This window comes from Bacteroides sp. AM23-12, assembly GCF_003434395.1.
Lineage (GTDB): Bacteria > Bacteroidota > Bacteroidia > Bacteroidales > Bacteroidaceae > Bacteroides > Bacteroides thetaiotaomicron.
Genome location: NZ_QTLF01000004.1, coordinates 221,837 through 247,177 on the forward strand (window position 1 = coordinate 221,837; position 25,341 = coordinate 247,177).

General features: G+C 43.6%; 19 protein-coding genes. 14 read left to right on the forward strand and 5 right to left on the reverse strand.

All coding sequences use genetic code 11. The features are described 5' to 3' along the window. Positions 1 to 95 precede the first annotated feature (95 nt). From DW640_RS06235 to DW640_RS06245, 3 genes are all read left to right on the forward strand, one after another. On the forward strand, positions 96 to 1,436 hold the full coding sequence (locus DW640_RS06235) for a glutamate synthase subunit beta (RefSeq protein WP_117577631.1): 1,341 nt from the start codon (positions 96 to 98) through the stop codon (positions 1,434 to 1,436). 206 nt (positions 1,437 to 1,642) lie between these two features. Next, positions 1,643 to 3,322 (forward strand): asparagine synthase B, encoded by a 1,680-nt coding sequence (gene asnB, locus DW640_RS06240; protein WP_117577633.1) that lies wholly within the window; start codon positions 1,643 to 1,645, stop codon positions 3,320 to 3,322. Between the two features lie 223 nt (positions 3,323 to 3,545). Then, positions 3,546 to 4,283 carry a glycerophosphodiester phosphodiesterase gene (locus DW640_RS06245; RefSeq protein WP_008765064.1) on the forward strand — a complete coding sequence of 246 codons (738 nt, stop codon included), beginning with the start codon at positions 3,546 to 3,548 and terminating at the stop codon, positions 4,281 to 4,283. Between the two features lie 125 nt (positions 4,284 to 4,408). Here the strand turns inward: DW640_RS06245 and DW640_RS06250 are convergent, their stop codons facing one another. Continuing rightward, positions 4,409 to 4,705: a thioredoxin family protein gene (locus DW640_RS06250; protein ID WP_008763130.1), complete on the reverse strand. Its 297-nt coding sequence runs from the start codon at positions 4,703 to 4,705 to the stop codon at positions 4,409 to 4,411. A gap of 409 nt (positions 4,706 to 5,114) precedes the next feature. Here DW640_RS06250 and dapF point away from each other — a divergent pair, with 409 nt between their 5' ends. From dapF to DW640_RS06280, 6 genes are all read left to right on the forward strand, one after another. Next, positions 5,115 to 5,918, forward strand: a complete 804-nt coding sequence (gene dapF / locus DW640_RS06255; RefSeq protein WP_048692539.1) for a diaminopimelate epimerase — start codon at positions 5,115 to 5,117, stop codon at positions 5,916 to 5,918. A gap of 57 nt (positions 5,919 to 5,975) precedes the next feature. After that, a complete protein-coding gene (locus DW640_RS06260) occupies positions 5,976 to 7,208 on the forward strand; it encodes an LL-diaminopimelate aminotransferase (RefSeq protein ID WP_117577635.1) in 1,233 nt (410 codons plus the stop codon). A gap of 74 nt (positions 7,209 to 7,282) precedes the next feature. Then, a complete protein-coding gene (locus DW640_RS06265; protein WP_008763127.1) occupies positions 7,283 to 8,008 on the forward strand; it encodes a hypothetical protein in 726 nt (241 codons plus the stop codon). A gap of 149 nt (positions 8,009 to 8,157) precedes the next feature. Continuing rightward, positions 8,158 to 8,514: a P-II family nitrogen regulator gene (locus DW640_RS06270; RefSeq protein ID WP_008763126.1), complete on the forward strand. Its 357-nt coding sequence runs from the start codon at positions 8,158 to 8,160 to the stop codon at positions 8,512 to 8,514. Positions 8,515 to 8,596: 82 nt separating this feature from the next. Beyond that, the gene (locus DW640_RS06275) at positions 8,597 to 10,054 is read left to right on the forward strand and encodes an ammonium transporter (protein ID WP_055218364.1); all 1,458 of its coding nucleotides are present in this window, start codon (positions 8,597 to 8,599) and stop codon (positions 10,052 to 10,054) included. A 55-nt stretch (positions 10,055 to 10,109) separates the two neighbouring features. Beyond that, positions 10,110 to 12,299: a glutamine synthetase III gene (locus DW640_RS06280; RefSeq protein ID WP_016267308.1), complete on the forward strand. Its 2,190-nt coding sequence runs from the start codon at positions 10,110 to 10,112 to the stop codon at positions 12,297 to 12,299. Between the two features lie 113 nt (positions 12,300 to 12,412). On the opposite strand, the gene DW640_RS06285 is transcribed toward DW640_RS06280, so the two are convergent. After that, a complete protein-coding gene (locus DW640_RS06285) occupies positions 12,413 to 12,991 on the reverse strand; it encodes an HdeD family acid-resistance protein (protein WP_117577637.1) in 579 nt (192 codons plus the stop codon). Positions 12,992 to 13,163: 172 nt separating this feature from the next. Between DW640_RS06285 and DW640_RS06290 the strand changes: the two genes are divergently transcribed. Both DW640_RS06290 and DW640_RS06295 read left to right on the forward strand, forming a co-directional pair. Continuing rightward, positions 13,164 to 15,281, forward strand: a complete 2,118-nt coding sequence (locus tag DW640_RS06290; RefSeq protein ID WP_117577639.1) for an RNA degradosome polyphosphate kinase — start codon at positions 13,164 to 13,166, stop codon at positions 15,279 to 15,281. Next, positions 15,278 to 16,204 carry an exopolyphosphatase gene (locus DW640_RS06295; RefSeq protein ID WP_008763100.1) on the forward strand — a complete coding sequence of 309 codons (927 nt, stop codon included), beginning with the start codon at positions 15,278 to 15,280 and terminating at the stop codon, positions 16,202 to 16,204. Before DW640_RS06290 ends, DW640_RS06295 begins: the two co-directional genes overlap by 4 nt. A gap of 757 nt (positions 16,205 to 16,961) precedes the next feature. Here the strand turns inward: DW640_RS06295 and DW640_RS06300 are convergent. After that, on the reverse strand, positions 16,962 to 18,821 hold the full coding sequence (locus DW640_RS06300; RefSeq protein ID WP_016267304.1) for an SLC13 family permease: 1,860 nt from the start codon (positions 18,819 to 18,821) through the stop codon (positions 16,962 to 16,964). Positions 18,822 to 19,166: 345 nt separating this feature from the next. On the opposite strand from DW640_RS06300, the gene DW640_RS06310 reads away from it, so the two are divergent. Beyond that, the gene (locus tag DW640_RS06310; protein ID WP_048692523.1) at positions 19,167 to 20,789 is read left to right on the forward strand and encodes an ATP-binding protein; all 1,623 of its coding nucleotides are present in this window, start codon (positions 19,167 to 19,169) and stop codon (positions 20,787 to 20,789) included. Between the two features lie 172 nt (positions 20,790 to 20,961). Here the strand turns inward: DW640_RS06310 and DW640_RS06315 are convergent, their stop codons facing one another. Beyond that, the gene (locus DW640_RS06315; protein WP_008763097.1) at positions 20,962 to 22,107 is read right to left on the reverse strand and encodes an iron-containing alcohol dehydrogenase; all 1,146 of its coding nucleotides are present in this window, start codon (positions 22,105 to 22,107) and stop codon (positions 20,962 to 20,964) included. Between the two features lie 77 nt (positions 22,108 to 22,184). Beyond that, positions 22,185 to 22,325: a hypothetical protein gene (locus DW640_RS23685; RefSeq protein WP_008765050.1), complete on the reverse strand. Its 141-nt coding sequence runs from the start codon at positions 22,323 to 22,325 to the stop codon at positions 22,185 to 22,187. 358 nt (positions 22,326 to 22,683) lie between these two features. On the opposite strand from DW640_RS23685, the gene trpB reads away from it, so the two are divergent. After that, entirely contained in the window at positions 22,684 to 23,868 is a 1,185-nt protein-coding gene (gene trpB, locus DW640_RS06330; protein ID WP_022471460.1) for a tryptophan synthase subunit beta, read from the forward strand. A 44-nt stretch (positions 23,869 to 23,912) separates the two neighbouring features. After that, complete coding sequence (locus DW640_RS06335) at positions 23,913 to 25,319, forward strand: anthranilate synthase component I family protein (RefSeq protein ID WP_008763095.1); 1,407 nt, start codon at positions 23,913 to 23,915, stop codon at positions 25,317 to 25,319. Positions 25,320 to 25,341: the final 22 nt, after the last annotated feature.

Sequence of the window (25,341 nt, forward strand, 5' to 3'; positions counted from 1 at the left end):
GTATTAGGTATTAACCGTAGCTTCAAACATCTTTAATCCATATAGTTAATACTTATTGCTTAATACCTATTACCTAATACTTATTACTTAACAAGATGGGAGATCCTAAAGCTTTTTTAAATATACCTCGGCAAGAGGCGGGATACCGCCCCGTTAGCGAGCGCATCACTGACTATAGTCAGGTAGAACAGACATTGAATACAAACAGCCGCAAATTACAGGCATCACGGTGCATGGATTGCGGAGTACCTTTTTGCCACTGGGCTTGTCCAATAGGCAACAAACAACCGGAATGGCAGGACGCTTTATTCAAAGGAAAATGGAAAGAAGCGTATGAAGTGCTGTCATCCACTTGCGACTTTCCGGAATTTACAGGACGTATCTGCCCTGCCCTCTGTGAGAAATCCTGTGTACTGAAACTATCCTGTGACCAACCGGTGACTATCCGTGAAAATGAAGCTGCCATTGTAGAAGCCGCCTTCCGTGAAGGATATATACAGGTGCAACATCCCCAAAGAAACGGCAAAAAAGTAGCAGTTGTCGGTGCCGGTCCGGCCGGATTGGTAGCTGCCAACCAGCTGAATCTAAAAGGATACACCGTAACGTTATTCGATAAAGATGAAGCTGCGGGAGGATTATTACGTTTCGGTATTCCAAACTTCAAACTGGACAAAAACGTAATCGACCGCCGCATGAAAATACTTGCCGCAGAAGGTATTCAGTTTGAAATGGGAGTAGAAATAGACGTTAACCATTTGCCGGAAGGATTCGATGCATATTGCATTTGCACGGGTACACCGACTGCCCGTGATTTAAGCATTCCGGGACGGGAGTTGAAAGGAATCCATTTCGCACTGGAAATGCTGGCGCAACAGAACAGGATTCTGGAAGGACAAACTTTCCCCAAAGACAAACTGGTGAATGCCAAAGGCAAAAAAGTGCTTGTGATCGGCGGTGGAGACACCGGTTCGGACTGTATCGGAACCAGTGTACGACAGGGAGCAACCAGCGTCACGCAAATTGAAATTATGCCCAAACCTCCCGTCGGTCACAATCCTTCTACGCCCTGGCCGCAATGGCCGGTAGTTTTCAAAACGACCTCCAGCCATGAAGAAGGTTGTACCCGTCGCTGGTGCCTGACTTCCAATCAGTTTTTGGGTAAGAACGGTAAAGTAACCGGCGTCGAGGTGGAAGAAGTAGAATGGACACCGGCAACAGATGGCGGACGTCCGACCATGAACCTCACAGGGAAGAAAGAAGTAATCGAAGCAGATATGGTGCTGCTGGCCATGGGATTCCTGAAACCGGAACAACCGAAATTTGCAGAAAACGTATTCCTTGCCGGAGATGCAGCTACCGGAGCAAGCCTCGTAGTACGGGCGATGGCAGGAGGACGAAAGGCTGCTGCGGACATAGATCACTATTTGGTGAAGTAACCCTTACAGCAAGGAACACCATGAAGTTTATAGACTATTATTTATTCGTTTGACCTAGGTTGAACGAAACAACAACCTAGGTTGAACTAAAAGATGGCCCAGGTCAAACGAAAGGAAAAGCCAGGGAAAACGAATAAATAGTAACGAACCGACTTTTAAAAAACAGAGAATCAACAAATTATATTAACTTCCAAATACTCAAAGTTATGTGTGGAATAGCAGGTATACTCAACATAAAAACTCAAACCAAAGAGCTAAGAGACAAAGCACTGAAAATGGCACAGAAAATCCGTCATCGCGGACCGGACTGGAGCGGTATCTACGTAGGTGGAAGCGCCATTCTGGCACACGAACGCCTCTCGATAGTTGACCCGCAAAGCGGAGGACAGCCCTTATACTCCCCCGACCGGAAACAAGTGCTCGCTGTGAACGGTGAAATCTACAACCATCGGGATATCCGCGCCCGCTATGCCGGACAATATGATTTTCAGACCGGAAGCGACTGTGAAGTGATTCTTGCCCTTTATAAAGATAAAGGCATCCACTTTCTGGAAGAGATCAGCGGAATTTTCGCCTTTGTACTTTATGATGAAGAAAAAGACGAGTTCCTCATTGCACGTGATCCTATCGGAGTCATACCTTTATATATAGGAAAAGACAAGGATGGCAAAATCTACTTCGGCAGTGAACTGAAAGCACTCGAAGGATTCTGTAATGAGTACGAACCATTTCTTCCGGGACATTACTTTTACAGTAAAGAAGGCAAAATGAAGCGTTGGTATACACGCGAATGGACAGACTATGAGTCTGTAAAAGACAATGATGCCAAAGTCAGTGATGTAAAAGAAGCATTGGAAGATGCCGTTCATCGCCAGCTGATGAGTGACGTTCCCTATGGAGTACTTCTTTCAGGTGGTCTGGACAGTTCTGTGATTTCAGCTATCGCCAAAAAATATGCAGCAAAACGTATTGAAACAGACGGAGCAAGTGACGCCTGGTGGCCTCAACTACATTCTTTTGCCATCGGTCTGAAGGGGGCGCCCGATTTGATAAAGGCACGTGAAGTGGCAGAATATATCGGTACGGTTCATCATGAAATCAATTATACGGTTCAGGAAGGGCTGGATGCTATTCGGGATGTTATCTATTTTATCGAGACGTATGATGTGACTACGGTACGTGCCTCCACTCCCATGTATTTACTGGCACGTGTGATCAAATCGATGGGGATCAAAATGGTATTGAGTGGTGAAGGTGCCGATGAAGTTTTCGGCGGTTATCTTTACTTTCACAAAGCTCCCACTCCGAAAGATTTCCATGAGGAAACGGTACGTAAGTTATCAAAACTGCATATGTATGATTGCCTTCGTGCCAATAAGAGTTTATCAGCCTGGGGTGTAGAGGGACGTGTCCCATTTCTGGACAAGGAATTTCTGGATGTAGCGATGGCGTTGAATCCAAAAGCTAAAATGTGCCCCGGAAAGGAGATTGAGAAACGAATTGTACGTGAAGCTTTTGCCGATATGCTACCGGAAAGCGTAGCATGGAGACAAAAAGAGCAGTTCAGTGATGGTGTGGGATATTCGTGGATTGATACCTTAAGAGAGATTACAGCGGCTGCCGTCAGTGATGAACAGATGGAACACGCTGCCGAACGTTTCCCGATTAACACTCCGCTCAACAAGGAAGAATATTACTACCGGAGTATCTTTGAAGAGCATTTTCCGAGTGAAAGCGCAGCCCGCAGCGTACCAAGCGTACCAAGTGTGGCCTGCTCTACAGCAGAAGCGCTGGCATGGGATGTAGCTTTCCGTAACCTGAATGAACCAAGCGGCAGAGCAGTGAGAGGAGTGCATGAAGAAGCCTATGCCGAAGAGGTAAAATAAATTTGTTGAAAAATTTTAGATGTCTGAAATAAACTCATATCTTTGAATATATATTCATCAGTTTGTAAAGTCAGGAATAAAAAGTATAGACTTCTATGCATAAAAAGCTGTCAATTAACGCAGATTAGCATAATAACAGGCTGATCTGTGTTTTATTTTTTATAATTTTGGACTCATAAACTTTTTAAATGTACTATCAATGAAGATAAAAAGAATTATTCTAATGGTTGCCCTTATCATTTCAGTAGCTAGTGTCCAAGCGCAAAAGTCGCAAGTTATCGCCCATCGTGGCTACTGGAAAACAGCAGGTTCTGCGCAAAATAGTATCACAGCACTTCAAAAAGCCGATTCTATCCATTGCTATGGCTCCGAATTTGATGTATGGCTTACCAAAGACAATAAACTGGTTATCAATCATGATCCTGTCTATAAGATGAAATACATGGAGTATTCCAAAGGTGACGCTCTTACAGGATTGAAACTATCGAACGGAGAGAACCTGCCCAGCCTGGAACAGTATCTGGAAGCCGGTAAAAAATGCAATACCAAACTTATATTGGAACTAAAAGCACTTAACAGCAAAAAGCGTGAAACGAAAGCTGTACAGGAAATTCTTGCCTTGGTAACAAAGCTGGGACTGGAAAACCGTATGGAATATATCACTTTCTCACTGCACGCCATGAAAGAGTTTATCCGCCTGGCACCTGCCGGAACTCCGGTATTCTATCTCAACGGCGAGCTATCTCCCAAAGAGCTGAAAGACCTCGGTGCAGCCGGACTCGACTATCACATGGGAGTAATCAAGAAACATCCCGAATGGATCAAAGAAGCCCATGATCTCGGACTGAAAGTCAATGTATGGACTGTAGATAAAGCAGAAGACATGAAGTGGCTCATAGACCAAAAGGTGGATTTCATTACGACCAACGAGCCGACTGTGGCACAGGAAATACTAAAATAGTTACTCTCAGAAAATGTAAAAAGCCGACAGAAACTTTTTGCAAATATTCGATAGATACAAGAAGCACCATTATACATATTTATTTGCTGTATAATGGTGCTTCTTACATAAAATTCAAACAGGACTTATTTAAAATCTTCCAATACCTCTTTCAACTCTCCTATGGTCAACTCTCCTACCTGCCTCCACAATTCATGTCCTTTATGCAACAGAAGGAACGCAGGCACCGTATCTATATTATGAGAATCGGCTACAGTTTTATTTTCCTCGATATTCACGTTAATCAATTCAATGACTCTCCGTTCATAAGTACGGAGCACAGGCCCTATCCATTCATAATGAGGTGACCAGTCGGCATAAAACACAATCAATACCAAATGATCGCTCTGCGCCGCAACTTCCAATTGTTTCTCTATATCCATATTGCTACATTATTATATTTATTAGTGACTAAACAATGCTATAACAAAAAGGTTCTGCAAAACTGCAAACAAGCAATATGATATATAAAAGCGAAAATCACTAGCATACCGACCTATTGTAAAAGCGAAAATTCACATTTTAGATCGAATACAAGGACTGATTTACCCCAAATATTCTTCATATATTATGGAAGGATATGCAAAACAAATCAAGCAAATAACAGTTTATTAATATAAAAGTATGCATAATTTCAATTTATAACAAAACATGGCTTTATTTCCCGCGATTGTAAGATCGCATAAAATAAATAGAGATTAGACATCTTTTCATCAAAAGATAAATCAAAAAGTCATATCTTTGCATTGTAATAAAACAAAAGGATACAACAACCGATTAATAAAAAACAAAATGACAACCAAGATTAAGTTCACAAAAATGCATGGAGCAGGTAATGACTACATATATGTAGATACTACCCGATATCCGATAGCAGACCCTGAAAAGAAAGCAATCGAATGGAGCAAGTTTCATACGGGAATTGGAAGTGACGGACTTATATTGATTGGCAGTTCTGACAAAGCAGATTTCAGTATGCGTATATTTAATGCAGATGGTTCGGAAGCAATGATGTGTGGCAATGGAAGCCGTTGTGTAGGCAAGTATGTATACGAATACGGATTAACTGCCAAAAAGAAAATCACACTTGACACCCGTTCGGGCATTAAGGTTCTGAAATTACATGTAGAAGGAGGAAAGGTGACGGCAGTCACTGTAGATATGGGTAGTCCTCTGGAAACGGAAGCGGTAGATTTCGGCGATCAATTTCCTTTTCAGTCTACCCGGGTATCAATGGGAAACCCGCATCTGGTAACTTTTGTAGAAGATATTACCCAAATCAATCTGCCGGAAATTGGTCCGCAGTTAGAAAATTATCATCTCTTTCCGGACAGGACAAATGTAGAGTTTGCTCAGATCGTAGGTAAAGACACCATTCGGATGAGAGTTTGGGAAAGAGGTTCAGGAATCACCCAGGCCTGCGGAACAGGTGCTTGTGCCACGGCTGTAGCCGCTGTTCTCCATGGATTGGCAGGAAGAAAATGTGATATAATAATGGATGGGGGAACCGTCACCATCGAGTGGGAAGAAGCAACGGGACACATATTAATGACAGGACCGGCAACTAAAGTTTTTGATGGGGAGATGGAGGGATAGGTAATAAGTATTAGGTAATAGGTAACAGGTTTTGCAGAAACTTAAAACAATAACAATATGGCATTAGTAAACGAACATTTTTTGAAATTACCGGGGAACTATTTGTTCTCGGATATAGCGAAGAAGGTAAATACATTCAAAATAACGCATCCGAAGCAGGATATTATCCGGTTAGGTATCGGAGATGTCACTCAGCCGCTTCCCAAAGCATGTATCGAGGCTATGCACAAAGCAGTGGAAGAGCTGGCAAGTAAAGATACATTTCGCGGATATGGTCCTGAGCAGGGGTACGATTTTCTGATTGAAGCTATTATAAAGAATGATTTCGCTCCACGTGGCATTCATTTCTCACCATCAGAAATATTCGTCAACGACGGAGCCAAAAGTGATACCGGAAATATCGGCGATATCCTTCGCCACGACAATAGTGTCGGTGTAACAGACCCTATTTACCCGGTATATATTGACAGTAACGTCATGTGCGGACGTGCCGGAGTGCTAGAAGAAGGAACAGGCAAATGGAGCAATGTGACTTATATGCCTTGTACAAGTGAGAATGACTTCATTCCGGAGATTCCCGACAAACGGATAGACATTGTTTACCTCTGCTACCCGAACAATCCGACAGGGACGACACTGACCAAACCGGAACTAAAAAAGTGGGTAGACTACGCATTGGCAAATGATACACTGATTTTGTTCGATGCCGCATACGAAGCCTATATCCAAGATGCGGATATCCCCCACTCCATATACGAAATCAAAGGAGCCAAGAAATGTGCTATTGAGTTCCGCAGTTTCTCAAAGACAGCCGGTTTCACCGGAGTACGTTGCGGATATACCGTAGTCCCGAAAGAACTGACAGCTGCCACACTGGAAGGCGACCGGATTCCACTCAACAAATTATGGAACCGCCGCCAGTGCACTAAATTCAACGGCACTTCTTACATCACACAACGTGCAGCGGAAGCCGTCTACAGTACAGAAGGCAAAGCACAGATTAAAGAAACGATTAACTATTATATGACCAATGCGAAGATCATGAAGGAAGGACTGGAAGCTACCGGATTGAAAGTATACGGAGGCGTCAATGCTCCATACTTATGGGTGAAAACCCCGAACGGACTCTCTTCCTGGCGATTCTTCGAACAGATGTTGTATGAAGCCAATGTAGTAGGAACCCCCGGTGTAGGTTTCGGCCCCAGCGGTGAGGGATATATCCGACTGACAGCATTCGGCGATCACAACGATTGTATGGAAGCAATGAGAAGAATAAAGAACTGGCTTTGATAGTATTTTGCGCGCTACTATATAACACTGGACCGTACATCCACATTTTTCTAACTATTAAAGGTAAAAAGACGATGAAAACGACGATTAACAAAAAATTGAGGGGCATAGCAGCAGCGTTATTACTGATCGGCCTTGTGCCATCCAATATGATGGCGCAGGATAAAGTAGAAGCCTCCGTAGGAGCAGACTTGGTAAGTGGTTATATCTGGCGTGGTCAGGATTTAGGCGGAGTCAGCATTCAGCCTTCATTAGGAATCTCTTACAAAGGACTTTCACTCGGAGCATGGGGATCGGTAGGGTTTGAGTCATCGGATACTAAAGAGTTCGATTTGACTCTCGGTTATTCAACCGGTGGTTTCAGCATCTCGGTAACGGATTACTGGTTCAACACTCAGGTACCTACCAACAAGTATTTCAAATATGGCGCTCATTCAACCGCTCATGTATTTGAGGCACAGGTAGGATATGATTTTGGTCCGCTGGCAATCAACTGGTACACGAACTTTGCAGGTGCCGACGGAGTTAAAGAAAACGGGAAAAGGGCTTATTCTTCCTACCTCGCACTTAGTGCACCGTTCAGCCTTGGAGGACTTGACTGGACAGTAGATGTAGGAATGGTACCTTGGGAGACGACTTTTTATAATGGATACACAAGTGGGTTCTGCGTTTCCGACATCAGTCTCGGAGCTGTCAAGGAGATCAGGGTTACTGATTCATTCTCGGTTCCGGCATTTGCCAAAGTATCAGTAAATCCACGTACGGAAGGCGCTTACTTCACATTCGGATTAAGTTTTTAAGAGAGAGAGTTTATATAGTCAAAGAGCGTATAGGGAACAGGAAGGTAGTTAGAGTTTAGATTTTATCGGTTTGTTGTATGGTAACCTGCGATGGCTGCCACCTCCCTATACCTCTTCTTTTTACAGGTCAACACTAATATTTAAGGTATATGAAAAAGATTGAAGCTATCATCCGTAAAACCAAATTCGAGGACGTGAAAGACGCTCTGCTCGAAGCGGACATTGAATGGTTCTCTTACTACGATGTAAGAGGGATCGGTAAAGCACGGCAAGGACGTATCTATCGTGGAGTGGTATATGATACCAGCACCATCGAACGTATTCTGGTTTCTATTGTAGTACGCGACAAAAATGCAGAAAAGACCGTACAGGCTATCATCAAAGCCGCACAAACCGGAGAGATCGGTGACGGACGCATTTTCGTCATTCCTATCGAGGACGCCATCCGCATCCGCACCGCCGAACGTGGCGACATCGCTCTCTATAACGCCGAACAGGAACGATAACCGGCAACCGGCAAGGTGCCGGGGCCAGATTTCCTTTCGGATGATAATATTATAAAAACAGGTATTAAATAAGATAATCATTATGGATAAAACATATAAGAGACACAGCTTCACAAAGCTGTGGATAGCCACTGCTATGTTCATTTTCTGCTGTTTCGCAACCAGTGCTTTTGCACAGGAAGCAGTTGATGCAGATACTTTTATGACAACTACGGAGACAATTACTGAAGTCAAAACTACACCTGAAATTGCTGAAACCGCCACTGCTTCTGCCGAAATAACTCCCGATACAATCGGGGAACTGGCATTAGGATTGAATACAGTCTGGATGCTGCTTGCGGCAATGCTCGTATTTTTTATGCAGCCGGGGTTTGCATTGGTTGAGGCGGGTTTTACCAGAGTCAAGAATACCGCCAACATTTTGATGAAGAACTTTGTGGATTTCATGTTTGGTTCCTTGCTCTACTGGTTCATCGGTTTCGGTCTGATGTTTGGTGCGGGAGGTTTCATCGGAATGCCACACTTCTTTGATCTGTCATTCCTCGACAGTGATTTACCCAGAGAAGGATTTCTGGTTTTTCAGACAGTATTTTGCGCAACGGCAGCCACGATTGTATCGGGAGCGATGGCGGAACGCACCAAGTTCTCCATGTATCTGGTCTATACTATCTTTATCAGTGTACTGATTTACCCAATTTCCGGTCACTGGACATGGGGTGGCGGCTGGCTGATGAACGGAGAAGAAGGTTCGTTCATGATGAATCTTTTCGGAACGACGTTCCATGACTTTGCAGGTTCAACGATTGTCCACTCCGTTGGTGGTTGGATTGCTTTGGTAGGCGCTGCTATTCTTGGTCCCCGTATCGGTAAATATGGCAAAGACGGTAAGTCAAGAGCTATTCCGGGACACAACCTGACGGTTGCCGCACTGGGTGTATTTATCCTTTGGTTCGGATGGTTCGGATTCAACCCCGGATCACAGTTGGCAGCAAGTACCGAAGCGGATGCAATGGCCATCTCACATGTATTTCTGACAACAAATCTGGCGGCTTGTGCCGGTGGTTTCTTTGCACTGGCGATGAGCTGGATGAAATATGGCAAACCGTCTTTATCACTGACACTGAATGGTGTTTTGGCAGGTTTGGTAGGTATCACAGCCGGATGTGATGCTGTAGCTCCCTCAGGAGCGGTATTAATCGGTGCCATTTGTGGTGTAGTCATGATATTTGCAGTCGACTTTATTGACAAGGTATTGAAGATTGACGATCCTGTCGGTGCTTCTTCCGTACACGGGGTTTGTGGTTTCTTGGGAACAGTGCTCACAGGATTGTTTTCTACCAGTGAAGGGTTGTTCTACGGACATGGAGCCGGCTTTTTGGGTGCCCAGCTTTTCGGTGCGGTTGTTGTCGGAGTCTGGGCGGCAGGTATGGGATTCATTATCTTCAAAGTACTCGACAAGATTCACGGACTTCGCGTTCCGGCACGTGTCGAAGAAGAAGGTCTCGACATCTACGAACACGGAGAATCTGCTTATAACTAAGCTAAAAAAGGAATTTTTACTCTAACATATTTAACAACAAATCAAATTAGGTATTATGTCAAAACTAAGATTCAGAGTCGTAGAGACAGCTTTCAAGAAGAAAGCGGTTGAAGTAGCAACACCTGCCGAACGCCCTTCGGAATACTTCGGTAAGTATGTGTTCAACAAGGAAAAAATGTTCAAGTACCTTCCAAGCAAGGTATACAACGCACTGATTGACGCTATTGACAATGGTGCCCCGCTAGACCGCAGCATCGCTGATGAAGTAGCTGCCGGAATGAAAAAATGGGCTGTCGAAATGGGTGTCACTCATTATACTCACTGGTTTGCACCGCTCACCGAAGGTACGGCAGAAAAGCATGACGCTTTCGTCGAACATGACGGCAAAGGAGGCATGATGGAAGAGTTCACAGGCAAACTGCTGGTACAGCAGGAGCCGGATGCTTCTTCTTTCCCGAACGGTGGTATCCGTAATACTTTCGAAGCACGCGGATATAGCGCATGGGACCCATCATCACCCGCATTTATCGTAGATGATACGCTTTGCATCCCGACTGTATTTATCGCATATACAGGTGAAGCCCTTGATTATAAAGCACCGTTACTGAAAGCTCTGCGTGCCGTAGATAAAGCCGCAACCGCCGTCTGCCACTATTTCAATCCTGAGGTAAAGAAGGTCGTTGCCTATCTGGGATGGGAACAGGAATACTTTCTGGTAGATGAAGGTTTGTATGCCGCACGTCCGGACTTACTTATGACAGGACGCACATTGATGGGACATGACAGTGCCAAGAACCAGCAGTTGGAAGACCACTATTTCGGTGCCATCCCTACCCGTGTGGCCGCATTTATGAAAGACCTTGAAATTGAAGCGTTGAAACTGGGTATTCCTGTAAAGACCCGTCATAACGAGGTAGCTCCGAATCAATTCGAATTAGCTCCTATCTTCGAAGAATGCAACCTGGCAAATGACCATAACCTACTGATCATGTCGTTGATGCGTAAAGTCAGCCGCCGTCACGGTTTCCGTGTATTGCTTCATGAAAAGCCGTTCAAGGGTGTCAACGGTTCCGGCAAGCACAATAACTGGTCACTGGGAACGGATACAGGTATCCTGTTGATGGGACCGGGCAAGACGCCGGAAGATAACCTGCGCTTTGTCACATTCGTAGTGAATACGCTGATGGCAGTTTACCGTCACAACGGATTACTGAAAGCTTCTATTTCCAGCGCTACCAACGCTCATCGCCTGGGAGCCAATGAAGCACCTCCCGCTATCATCTCTTCTTTCCTCGGCAAACAGTTGTCACAGGTATTGGATCATATCGAGAACAGCACCAAAGACGATCTGATCAACCTTAGCGGAAAACAGGGAATGAAGCTGGATATTCCCCAAATCCCCGAATTGCTGATTGATAATACAGACCGCAACCGCACCTCTCCTTTCGCTTTCACCGGGAACCGGTTTGAGTTCCGTGCCGTAGGCTCTGAGGCTAACTGTGCAAGTGCCATGATTGCATTGAACTCTGCCGTAGCAGAACAACTGATGAAATTCAAAAAGGATGTAGACGCTCTGATCGAAAAGGGAGAACCGAAAGTTTCCGCTATCCTTGAAGTAATTCGCGGATATATCAAAGAATGTAAGGCTATCCACTTCGACGGCAACGGATACAGCGACGAATGGAAAGTAGAAGCCGCCCGTCGAGGTCTGGACTGTGAAACAAGTGTTCCCGTTATTTTCGACAACTATCTGAAACCGGAGACAATTGCTATGTTCGAAGCAATCGGTGTGATGACGAAAAAGGAACTGGAAGCCCGCAACGAAGTAAAATGGGAAACTTACACGAAAAAGATTCAGATTGAAGCCCGCGTATTAGGTGACCTGGCAATGAACCACATTATTCCGGTCGCTACTCAATATCAGACGGATCTGATTAATAATGTCTATAAAATGCAGTCCTTATTTCCGGCAGATAAAGCAGCCAGACTATCTGCCAAGAATCTGGAACTGATCGAAGAAATCGCCGACCGCACGGCCTTCATCAAAGAACACGTAGATGCAATGATTGAAGCCCGAAAAGTGGCAAACAAGATCGAAAGCGAACGAGAAAAAGCGATCGCTTACCACGATACAATCGTTCCGGCACTGGAAGAGATTCGTTACCACATTGACAAGCTGGAACTGATCGTAGACAACCAGATGTGGACACTGCCGAAATACAGAGAACTGTTGTTTGTAAGATAAAAAAGAAATGAAGGTGTGTACACACCTACATTAAGATAGAAATTATCTATTTCTTTTGTTGGTTGTTTTAAGTTTGCAGGGGAGGGGTACCGTGACGGTAGTCCTCTTCTTTTTTATTCTATAATCTTAGCATCCTCAATATCCTCATCGTGAGGCGTAACCGGAGTCTTAGGATGACGGCGTGCAAACTTAAACCAGTTGATCAGTTCGGACAGAGAATAAACCAAGCTACTGATACCGATAATAATGAAAGCAGTATTACGTACTCCCGTCGGATTGAACAGCGCAATAACACCTGCGATAAGAATCAATGAAGGCACCAGATAGAAAATCCCCGGAACAGGTGTCCAACGACGGGCCATCGACAAAGAGGCAATCTGCTGCACACCTCCCATGATCAGGATAAAGCCCAAAAGGAACATCAGAACGTCTGCAAAAAACTCAGGCATCACAATCAGCCAAAGTCCGAATAACAAACTGCCGATTCCCTCAATAGGAAAACGGGGAGCCGGTTCATGTTCCGATCTTTTCCGTCCGAAAAAGCTAAAAAGACTGATGACACCGGGAATCAAAAAAGCCACTCCTATCGTAATGACAATATAACTAGCTGCTGTATTCGGCCAAAGTACCAACACCAGACCTATGACAAGCGCAAACAAAATGCGAATCAGAGAGTAATTCATTGTTTTCATATATTCTATATTTTTTAACGAAGTCTATTTCAATACTTTTGCGAATATAAGTGTTTCTATTCACATATAAAAATAACAAACGTAGATTGTAATAAGTTCGTAACAAAATCGTTATAGCCATTACACCTCACTTAGATAATTTTGCAGAAAATTAATAAACAGGTTTTTCATCATGAAATCAAGCGAAACAAAAAAGAAGTGCCCTTATGTAGAACGTGACATCAGCTGGATGTACTTCAATCAGCGTATCCTGCTCGAAGCTGCCCGTCCGGAAGTACCTCTTCTGGAACGCCTGACTTTTCTTGGCATCTATTCCAATAATCTGGATGAGTTTTTCCGTGTCCGCGTAGCCACGCTGAACCGGATCATCGAATATGCAGATAAAAACATACAGAAAGAACAAGAAACGGCTACACGCACGCTAAAGCAGATAAGCAAACTACACAACCGCTTCTACGAACAATTTGAAGAAACTTTCGCTTCCATCATGGAAGAACTGAAGAAGGAGAATATCTGCGTCATCAAAGACACCGAAATGACGGATGACCAAAAGACATTTATCACCTCCTTCTATCGCAATAAACTGAATGGCTCCACCACCCCTCTTTTCCTCAACGGAGCCCGACCGCTGGACGACCAGACTGACGAAGATATTTATCTCGCCATCCGCCTGCTTCGTAAAGACGAAACAGGAAAAATAAAAGAGAAAGATTATGCAGTGATCGAATTGCCCACCGAAGAATACGGTCGTTTTATCCAATTGCCGGACTCGGAGGGGAAAACATACCTGATGTTTCTCGATGATGTGATCCGCTATTGTCTGCCGTTGATTTTTGTCGGCATGAAATATACGGATTACGAGGCATATACCTTTAAATTCACCAAAGACGCGGAAATGGAAATAGACAGTGACCTGCGGACAGGCGTACTTCAGAAGATTTCAAAAGGAGTGAAAAGCCGGAAGAGAGGAGAACCGATTCGATTCGTTTATGACGAACAGATTCCCAAAGATTTACTGAAAAGATTAGTTGACCGGCTGAATGTAGACAAAAACGATACCCGTGTGGCAGGAGGACGCTACCATAACTTCAAAGACTTGATGAAATTTCCGATATGCGGTCGCTATGACTTAAAGTATCCCGTCTGGGAACCGGTTTTCAAGCCCGAACTAAACGGCAAAGAAAGCCTGCTGACATTGATTCGTCAGAAAGACCGTTCCCTGCATTATCCATTCCATAGCTTCGATACTTTCATCCGCGTACTTCGTGAAGCAGCCATCAGCAAAGAAGTAAAAAGCATCAAGATGACACTTTACCGGCTCGCTAAAGAATCAAAAGTGATCAAAGCACTGATCTGCGCAGCCAAAAACGGGAAGAAAGTAACGGTGGTCATCGAACTACTGGCACGTTTCGACGAAGCATCCAACATCAACTGGAGCAAAAGAATGCAGGACGCAGGCATCCACGTTATCTTCGGAGTGGAGGGACTGAAGATTCATTCCAAACTGGTACATATCGGTACCCGTCACGGAGACATTGCCTGCATCAGCACAGGAAACTTTCATGAAGGAAACGCACGTATGTATACCGATTATACCATCATGACCGCCCATCGTCCGCTGGTACGGGAAGTGAATGCCGTTTTCGACTTTATTGAGATACCATACACTCCCGTCAATTTCAAAGAATTACTGGTTTCACCCAACGATATGCGCAAACGTCTGATTGCTCTCATCAACAAGGAAATAAAGAACAAGGAACAAGGGAAAGAAGCCTATATTCTGGCAAAGGTAAACCATATTACCGACCGTGCGCTCATAGAAAAGCTCTACGAAGCCTCGACAGCCGGAGTTCAGGTAGAACTGGTAGTGCGTGGCAACTGTTCGCTGGTGACAGGCATCGCAGGTATCAGTGAAAATATCCATATCAACGGTATTATCGACCGATATCTTGAGCACTCCCGTATCTTTATCTTTGCCAATGGCGGAGAAGAAAAATATTATATCGGTTCTGCCGACTGGATGCCCCGCAATCTTGATAACCGGATCGAAGTACTGACTCCGGTGTACGACAAAGAAATACAGGCAGACTTAAAACGAATTGTCTGCTACGGATATCGGGATACAGCCAAAGGGCGTATCGTAGACGGTACCGGAGAAAACCGACCTTGGGAAAACAGGCCTTCCACACTCTGCAAAGATTTCGCTCCTGCCCTTGCCGAAGCTGAGACAGCCACTGTCGTATTCCGTTCGCAAGAAGAATTATATAGAAAATACAAGAATACATTATGATAAGTATGAAGAAAGTTAATTATGCAGCTATCGACATAGGTTCGAATGCCGTGCGGCTATTGATAAAATGCGTAAACGAAGAAAACGCTCCCGAATTAATGAGCAAGGTACAACTCATCCGCATTCCCTTACGACTGGGAGAAGATGCTTTTACCATGGGAGTTATTTCTGCTGAAAAAGAAAAGAAACTGATCCGGCTGATGAAAGCCTACAAACAGTTGATGAAGATATATGACGTAGTAGATTACCGTGCCTGTGCTACGTCCGCCATGCGTGACGCACGCAACGGAAAGGACATCACCCGACAAATAGCCAGGAAAACAGGTATCCGCGTAGATATCATCGACGGTCAAGAAGAAGCACACATTGTATATGACAACCATATCGAGCAACTTTTTGCTTCCGGACAAAACTACCTGTATGTAGATGTCGGCGGTGGCAGCACCGAGATTAATCTGATCAGTAACGGAGAACTGAAAAATTCCCGTTCATACAATATCGGAACGGTTCGCATGCTCAGCGGCATGGTGAAAGAAGAAGAAAAAGAGGCTTTACGCACCGACCTCATAGGGCTTGCCGCGGAATACGCGCCTATCAGCATCATCGGTTCGGGAGGAAACATCAATAAGCTTTTCCGTCTGGCAGACAAGAAAGACAAAAAGGCTTCTCTCCTACCCGTCGAATCGCTACGTGAAATTTACGAAGCATTGCAAGCTCTTCCTGCCGAGCAACGTATCAAACAGTATAAGCTAAAACCTGATCGGGCTGATGTCATCGTTCCGGCTGCGGAGATATTTCTGGAAGTAGCTATGAATGTGAAAGCTACCGGAATCATTGTACCTACCATCGGACTGTCCGACGGAATTATCGACAGCCTGTACACTCAGAAGATGAATACGCCTGTCGCACCAAAGGTTCAATAAATAGATAAAAGGCTCCTGATATCCGAATGATAAGTCATTTGCATCAGGAGCCTTTTTCTATAAATTCCATCTTTCTTCATGTATAAAATGACATTCTGAAAGATAAGTATGTTTTTGACAGTTTGTAATTCGTAATGCATCAAGAAGGGCTTCTTTAGCCGGTCATACTACTATTGATATTTTTTCGCGATTGTTGGGCAACTAGCATATATCAAAAAATCAGCATTTACATCCAATTCAGCACTTATTAATATATTATACTCTACTTATATATCTACATGATTATATTTTCATCAGTTCTGTTTATTTTCAACATTAGCCATCTGAACTTTCCAAAGAGCGAAATAGAAAACAGAGAAGGTCAAAAGTATTAAATAAAGACAGTTTTATCGGTATAATGACACTATAGCAATGGTTTACTTACATCATACCTACCTTTTAGTGACACCATCTGCATCTTTTGGTTACTTCATCCGCATCTTTTTCACAAACAATACGGTGTTTTTCACCGAATCATACGGTCATTTCATGCAAATCAACCGTATATTTGCGATAATTCAACCACCTTTCCAAGCTAACAGAAGATTATTAAAAAACAGGCAGGAAAGCAAATCGGATCTTTCTACAAACAAATGACAGAAGAAAGACTTATCACCGAACATTATGATAAAAGCAATCATCTATTGATATAATAACAACTGCCCTGTAATCTGATATCAGACTACAAGGCAGTTGCTAAAACGTTATACTAAATCTGTCAGAATGGGAAAATCAGAGGCAGCACCAATATCATCACAATTCCCATGATAATCTGCAACGGTAATCCCACTTTTATATAATCCATAAAAGTATATTGTCCGGCAGGCATCACCAGCGCATTAGGCGGTGTAGAGAACGGAGAAGCGAAACACATACTTGCACCCACCGTCACGGCAAACAGGAAAGGAACCGGACTAACTCCGATCTGCATAGCACTTTGCAAAGCAATCGGTGCAAGCAAGACAGCAGTAGCGGTATTACTGATAAACATAGTCATCAATGATGTCGTAAAATAAATACCAGCCATCAATGCTATCGGTCCGTAAGATCCAAGCCCACTTACCAAAGTATTGGAGATGTACTCCGAAGCGCCTGTTTTCTCTAATGCCAAAGACATAGGAAGCATAGCCGCAATCAATACAATACTTTCCCAGTTGATTGTTTTGTAAGCTGCTTCCACATTACGGAAACATCCCGTCAAAACCATCAGGATACCTGCTATCATAACGGCCGTAACAGGTGCAACCGGAATAAAATCGAATACCATCATTGCTACCATCAATACCATGATAGCAGCAGCAACAGGTGCTTTATAGTCCAAAGTTACTTTAGCCGCTTCTGCCAAAGGCTGTCCCAACACCACCCAATCCGAATCTTCCTTACTAAGCCGGGCAATATTACTCCAAGTTCCCTGCACTAAAAGCACATCACCACTATGAATCCGCTCATTTCCCAAATCCTGCAACAGATATTCCTTTTTACGACGGATACCTAATACATTCACATTAAACTTATCACGGAATCCGGACTCTTTAATAGTCTGATTGACCAGATTGGAAGCAGGCATCAATACTATTTCGGCAATACCGATATCATAAAAATCAAGCGAATTAGTAGTGCTTTTCGTCTCTTCCGTAGCATGATCATCCAATATATCCAGCAGATAATCTTCGGCAAATTGCTGCACTTTATCAAATTCTCCCGTCACATACAGAATATCTTCCGCTTCCAGCATAGTATCCGGTTCGGCAAGTTTCTGAGTAATAGTCTTCAGAAAACGGTGCTGCGAAGCATCTCCACGACGGACTTCCATAATATTAAGTCCATATTTACGACGAATATCCAGATCGAGGATGGTCTTTCCCAAAAGGCGGGAGTCTTTAATCACCTGCATACGGAACAGATTACTGGAAAGACCATATTCATTCACCAACTGTTTCAGTGACTTACCCGAACGGCTGTTATCATCTTTCTGCCCTTTCTTAGAAAGAAACCACTTACTAAGCGGCATCAGCACCAGCGTACCGACAGCCACACTCACCAAACCTACAGGCAGGAAAGTAAAGAAAGAAAGCGGTTCGAAGCCTGCGGAAGTCAATGTGTTTTGTATGACAAGGTTGGGCGGTGTACCAATCAGCGTCATCATACCTCCCATACTACTGGCAAAGGCCAACGGCATCAGCAACCGACTCGGATTCATTTTGGCGCTCATCGCCAGACTGACCACAATGGGAAGCATCAGTGCCACCGTTCCGGTATTACTGACAAACGCACCGATAGCGGAAGTGACCAACATAACAAGCAAGAACAGGCGAATTTCACTGTTTCCAGCAAGTTTAAGGATACGCGAACTTATCATTTTTGCCAGTCCTGTCTGAAAAATAGCTCCGCCCACGACAAACAATCCGATCATCATAATGACTACCGAATTGGAGAAACCGGAAAGGGCTTCGTCGGGTGTTAATATCTGAAAGATAAGCAAAGCTACTAACGCACATAGTGCCACAAGATCCGAACGTATCTTACCGTTTACAAAAAAGATAGCCGAAAGAACGAGAATGATAATGGTTATCAACATAAGCTAAAAATAAAATGATTGTTTTATCCTGAATGTATCAAAGATTTATTTTGGAGGAGCAAAATTAAAAAATACTTTGCCGTTATAAAAACAAATTAGAATTGTTTTTGGTTCATGGGACATCATTTAATATTTTAATACATTCTTACTCTTTACGAAAATACGTTCCATCAAAAACATTTTAAAACCGAACCGGAAATAGAAGGCACCAAAGTTCTACTAATCAGTAAAGGTATTCTTTTCAGAAGAGTTTTATAAGGCTGATAAACAATATATTTCAGAAATTTCCTTTGTGAATTACAAAAAATGCATATATTTACCACAGATTTAGTACAAACATAAATTATGGCAAACAATATACTATCCGTTATATGGATTACAGACCAGCATTGGAGTTATTATTATTTACTAATAGGCTTTTTACTCCTGATCATCTGCTTTTTATTATACAGACTACGACAACTTAAAAAGAATATAGGAAAAGAACAGGATTACTATCATTCTTTATTCGATATACTCGATAACCTCCCTTTCCCTATTATGGTAAAAGATATCCAGAATAGTTTCCGATACTATTACTGGAACAAAGAATCCGAACTGCAATCCGGCATTAAGCGGGAAGAAGCAATAGGATGCACAGACTACGAAATCTATGGAGAAGAACGGGGCAGAAAATACCGTGATGTGGATGAATCACTTGTGCAGGCAGACAAGATATACCGGGCAGAAGAAAGCTACAGCACAGTGGACGGAGCAGTACATGATACAATTGCCGTAAAATCGATTATCAAATGGAAGGAAAAGAAAAAATGGCTGTTAGTGACCCGATGGGACATCACCCGGCTAAAGACTTACGAACGAGAACTGATTGCCGCCAAAGAAGAACTGGAAAAAGCGCTGAACAAACAAAAGCTAGCTTTGAAGAGCGTCAACTTCGGGCTCATTTATATCGACAAAAACTATCTGGTACAATGGGAAGAAACGACGCAAATTGCCAGCCTCGTGAAAGGAAGGCATTATACACCGGGACAAATCTGCTACAAAACAAGTGCACTCCGGGATACTCCATGCGAACAATGCGCCTTTCAGAAAGCGATTGAACAAGGAAAAATCATACGCCATACTATCCAGATAGATCAGGTAGACTTTGAAGTGACAGCTACTCCGGTTTATGATAATGAAGGAATAGAAATCATCGGCGGTCTGTTGCGCTTCGAAGACATCACCGAAAAGGTGAAAATGGACAAGATGCTACAGGAAGCAAAAGAAAAAGCAGAAGAATCAAACCGTCTGAAATCAGCTTTCCTTGCCAACATGAGTCACGAGATACGTACTCCGTTGAATGCGATTATTGGATTCTCTGACATGATTTGCCAAACGGGTGAAGAGGAAGAGAAACAGGAATACATGAAGATAGTGTCCAGTAACAATGAGTTGTTACTGCAATTGATAGATGATATTCTCGATCTTTCCAAAATCGAAGCCGGAACGATGGAATTTAGCCTCGCCCCTACCGATATCAATGATCTGATGGAAGGTATTTGCAGGCAAATGCAAGAGAAAAACACTTCTCCCGACGTGGCGATCACCTTCACGGAGAAAGCGGAAGAATGTATTCTCAACACAGACCGCGTACGTCTTTCGCAAGTAATCATCAACTTCACAAACAATGCGATGAAGTTCACTCCGAAAGGTTCCATCCAAATGGGATATCGGATTGACGAAGCAAAAGATGAAATCTACTTCTATGTAAAAGACACGGGCATTGGGATTCCGGAGGATAAAATAAACGAGGTATTCGAACGTTTCGTCAAGCTGAATACATTCGCAAAAGGTACGGGACTCGGTCTGGCTATCTGCCGGGTGATCGTAGAGCGCTTAGGCGGCACTATCGGAGCAGATTCTAAAGAAGGAGAAGGTTCGTGCTTTTGGTTCAGACTTCCGATAACCCAAAAATCAAATAATTAACTGTAAATGGCTGTACACACCAATTCATACTTGTACAGTTTTACTCCTTTCTGTTTAGGAATGAACTAAACAGTAGTACACAATAGTAACTCCATTCTCCTCCTTCGGGAAGGAGGAGAATGGAAGATAGAACCGACTATTATTTAGTTCAAAACAGTGTCAAAAGAAGCGATCAGAGGGCAGCCTCCAATATTTTACGGGCAACGGCTCCTGTCACATTCTCATTTTCTCCATACTTGGCACCACGTTCATTAAACCGGCGTTCAATTTCCAAAACGGTTTCTTCACCGATATTTTCTTCATGCAGACGAGTAGTCAAGCCCAATGAACGGAAAAACTCTTCAGTACGATCAATTGCTTCATCAATGCGTTCTTCTTTCGTTCCGGAAGTAATTCCCCATACTCTTTCACCGTATTGCACCAACTTGTCTCCTTTCGCTTCCCGAAGGACACGTAAAGTTGCCGGGAGAATAATCACCAGCGTATGCCCATGTGTCAGTCCATGCAATGCAGTGATTTCATGACCGATCATGTGAGTCGCCCAGTCCTGAGACACTCCCATTGCAATGAAGCCATTCAATGCCATTGTTGCAGAAAGCATGAAATCTGCCATAAGCTGATAATCATGCTGGTTCTCACGAATCTTTGGAGCTATTTCTACCAGAGTTTGCAGGATACCTTCCGCCCAACGGTCCATCACACGGCTTTGTCCGGCAACTGTCATGTATTGTTCCATCACATGAACGAATGTATCCGCCAATCCGCACGCCACCTGATGAGGAGGTAGAGTAAAGGTTACTTCCGGATCAAGAATAGAGAACAATGGGAAATTGGAATAAAAAGGATATTTTTCCTTAGTTTCGTGACGAGAGATGACAGCTCCGTTATTCATTTCCGAACCTGTGGCAGGAAGTGTCAATACGGTAGAAAGCGGAACAGTCTTGGTAACCGGACGTCCGGCAAGTACCAAATCCCATGCATCACCGTCGTACAACAAACCTGCGGAAATCAATTTCGTACCATCAATCACAGAACCACCGCCTACAGCCAATAGATAATCGACTTTCTGCTCCTTGCCCAAAGCAATCGCCTTGCGAAGCGTTTCGATGGCCGGATTAGGCTCGATGCCCCAAAACTCTATTGTAAAATGGTCTTTAAGCGCTTCTTTTACCTGATCATACACACCATTCTTTTTCACGCTGCCTCCGCCAAAAGTTATCATGATACGTTTGTCGGATGGTATTTCTTTGCTCAACCGGGCAATCATTCCATGCCCCATAATCAACTTTACGGGATTCTGAAAGATAAAATTTTCCATATCTGTCTATTGTTATTATTTTGGTTATTAGTTACTAACCTTGCAAATATACGCCAATTATCTGAAACCTGTCGGGATCAGGCAATGAATTGTTGCAAGGCTGAAGGAACCATAGCGGACAGCCAAGGTTTCATATCTTCAGCTACCAATAACCAATAAAGCAATAATATAATAAAAATGGCAATAGCGATACCTACTAAGACTTTTCTCTGTTTCATAATTGTTTTTCGTTTAAATATTCAATATTTATAAGAACAGATCAGGCAGAAAATTGTTCTATATCAGAAAAATGAAGGGGAAAAAGAAAAAAAGTAAGATTTTGTTTGTTGTTTCAAACAAAGTGTCTATATTTGTCCCCGATAAATAACAAAAGACAATGAGAACAATGTTAGTAAATACATATTGGTGGTGGCGCCCGTTACAACTCCGACAGTCGTAAGGGAGCAGTGCTCGTATGTATATACCTCATTAAAGATATAACAAATTTGAAAGAGCCCTGTCGCAACCTGCGACAGGGCTCTTTTTATTTGCCCGTTTTTGAAAATCGAATAAATAATAATAAATAAAAATAGGATTATGAAAAGTTTTTTAGTTGATCAGGATGGTTACTACGGAGAGTTCGGCGGCGCTTATGTTCCGGAAATTCTCCACAAATGTGTAGAGGAACTGAAGAATACGTACCTCGGAGTGCTCGAAAGCGAAGATTTCAAAAAGGAGTTTGACCAGTTGCTGCGTGACTACGTAGGCCGCCCTTCCCCACTCTATCTCGCCCGCAGACTTTCAGAAAAGTATGGTTGCAAAATGTATCTGAAACGGGAAGACCTGAACCATACAGGTGCCCACAAAATCAATAATACTATCGGACAGATTTTGCTGGCACGCCGCATGGGAAAGAAACGTATTATCGCTGAAACCGGAGCCGGACAACACGGCGTTGCAACGGCTACCGTATGTGCTTTGATGGATATGGAATGTATTGTCTATATGGGTAAAACGGACGTTGAGCGCCAGCACATCAATGTCGAAAAAATGAAGATGCTGGGAGCTACCGTAATCCCAGTCACTTCCGGCAACATGACACTGAAAGATGCGACCAACGAAGCAATCCGCGACTGGTGCTGTCATCCTGCCGACACTTATTATATCATCGGCTCAACAGTAGGTCCCCATCCTTATCCCGACATGGTGGCACGCCTGCAATCCGTAATCAGCGAAGAAATCAAAAAACAACTTCTGGAGAAAGAAGGACGTGATCACCCTGATTATCTGATAGCCTGCGTAGGTGGAGGAAGCAATGCCGCCGGAACGATTTATCATTATATCAATGACGAACGGGTAGGCATCATTCTGGCAGAAGCAGGAGGAAAAGGAATAGAAACCGGAATGACCGCCGCCACTATACAGCTTGGGAAAATGGGCATTATTCATGGAGCACGTACTTACGTTATCCAGAACGAAGACGGACAGATCGAAGAACCCTACTCCATCTCCGCCGGACTGGACTATCCGGGAATCGGACCGATACACGCCAATCTTGCCGCTCAAAGACGGGCTACCGTACTAGCTGTCAATGATGACGAAGCAATCCATGCCGCTTATGAACTGACCAAACTTGAAGGAATCATTCCCGCACTGGAATCTGCCCACGCACTGGGTGCGCTGAAAAAATTGAAGTTCAAACCGGAAGATGTGGTTGTACTGACCGTATCGGGACGAGGCGACAAGGACATTGAAACTTATTTGTCTTTCAATGAAAAGTGATTATCAACATCTAGTTTTGTAGTTTGATTTTAGAAATTATAAAAATGAAAACATTCAGTTATACAGCCCATAGCAAACAGGTACTCGGAGATATGCACACTCCTGTCAGTATCTATCTGAAAGTACGTGATATGTACCCGCAATCTGCATTGATGGAGAGTTCCGATTATCATGCAGGAGAAAACTCCCTCTCATTCATCGCTCTTTGTCCGCTAGCAAGTATCGGTGTCAATAGCGGAATAGTCACTGCCAGTTATCCCGACAACAGCCGGAAGGAAGAGCCACTCACCCAATCATTCACGGTAGAAAAAGCAATGAATCAATTCATCAGTCAGTTTCAAGTGACCGGAGAAAACAAGAATGTATGCGGACTTTACGGATACACCACATTCAACGCAGTGAAATACTTCGAACATATCCCGGTGAAAGAAAGTCATGATGAGCAGAATGATGCTCCGGACTTGCTATACATATTATATAAGTATATCATCGTTTTCAATCATTTCAAGAATGAATTGACACTGGTAGAAATGCTGGGCGAAGGTGAAGAAAGCGGTTTGCCGGAACTGGAGGCCGCTATCGAAAATAGAAATTATGCTTCTTATAATTTCTCGGTGACAGGTCCTGTCAGCAGCCCGATCTCCGATGAGGAACATAAAGCGAACGTTCGCAAAGGTATTGCCCATTGTATGCGTGGTGATGTTTTTCAGATTGTCCTTTCCAGAAGATTCGTCCAGCCTTATGCCGGAGATGATTTCAAAGTTTATCGTGCTCTTCGCAGCATCAACCCTTCTCCTTATCTTTTCTATTTCGATTTCGGAGGATACCGCATTTTCGGTTCTTCTCCGGAGACTCACTGTAAAATTGAAGACGGACGTGCCTACATCGACCCGATTGCCGGAACAACCCGCCGTACCGGAGATACGGTAAAAGACCGCGAATTGGCGGAAGCACTGCTTGCCGATCCGAAAGAGAACGCGGAGCATGTGATGCTGGTTGATCTGGCAAGAAATGATCTTTCACGTAATTGCCATGATGTACGGGTATTGTTTTATAAGGAACCACAGTATTACAGTCATGTGATTCATCTGGTCAGCCGCGTGAGCGGTCAGCTGAATGAAGGGGCGGATAAGATTAAAACTTTCATCGATACTTTCCCTGCGGGAACGTTGAGCGGAGCACCGAAAGTACGCGCCATGCAGCTGATCAGTGAAATCGAACCTCATAACCGCGGTGCTTATGGCGGCTGTATCGGCTTTATCGGACTTAACGGAGAACTGAACCAGGCAATCACCATCCGTACTTTTGTCAGCCGTAATAACGAGTTATGGTTCCAGGCCGGAGGCGGTATCGTTGCACGCAGTCAGGATGAATACGAGCTGCAAGAGGTAAACAATAAATTAGGAGCTCTTAAAAAGGCTATCGATTTAGCTGTTAATTTAAAAAACTAACTGTTCAGAGCGATCTGCCTGA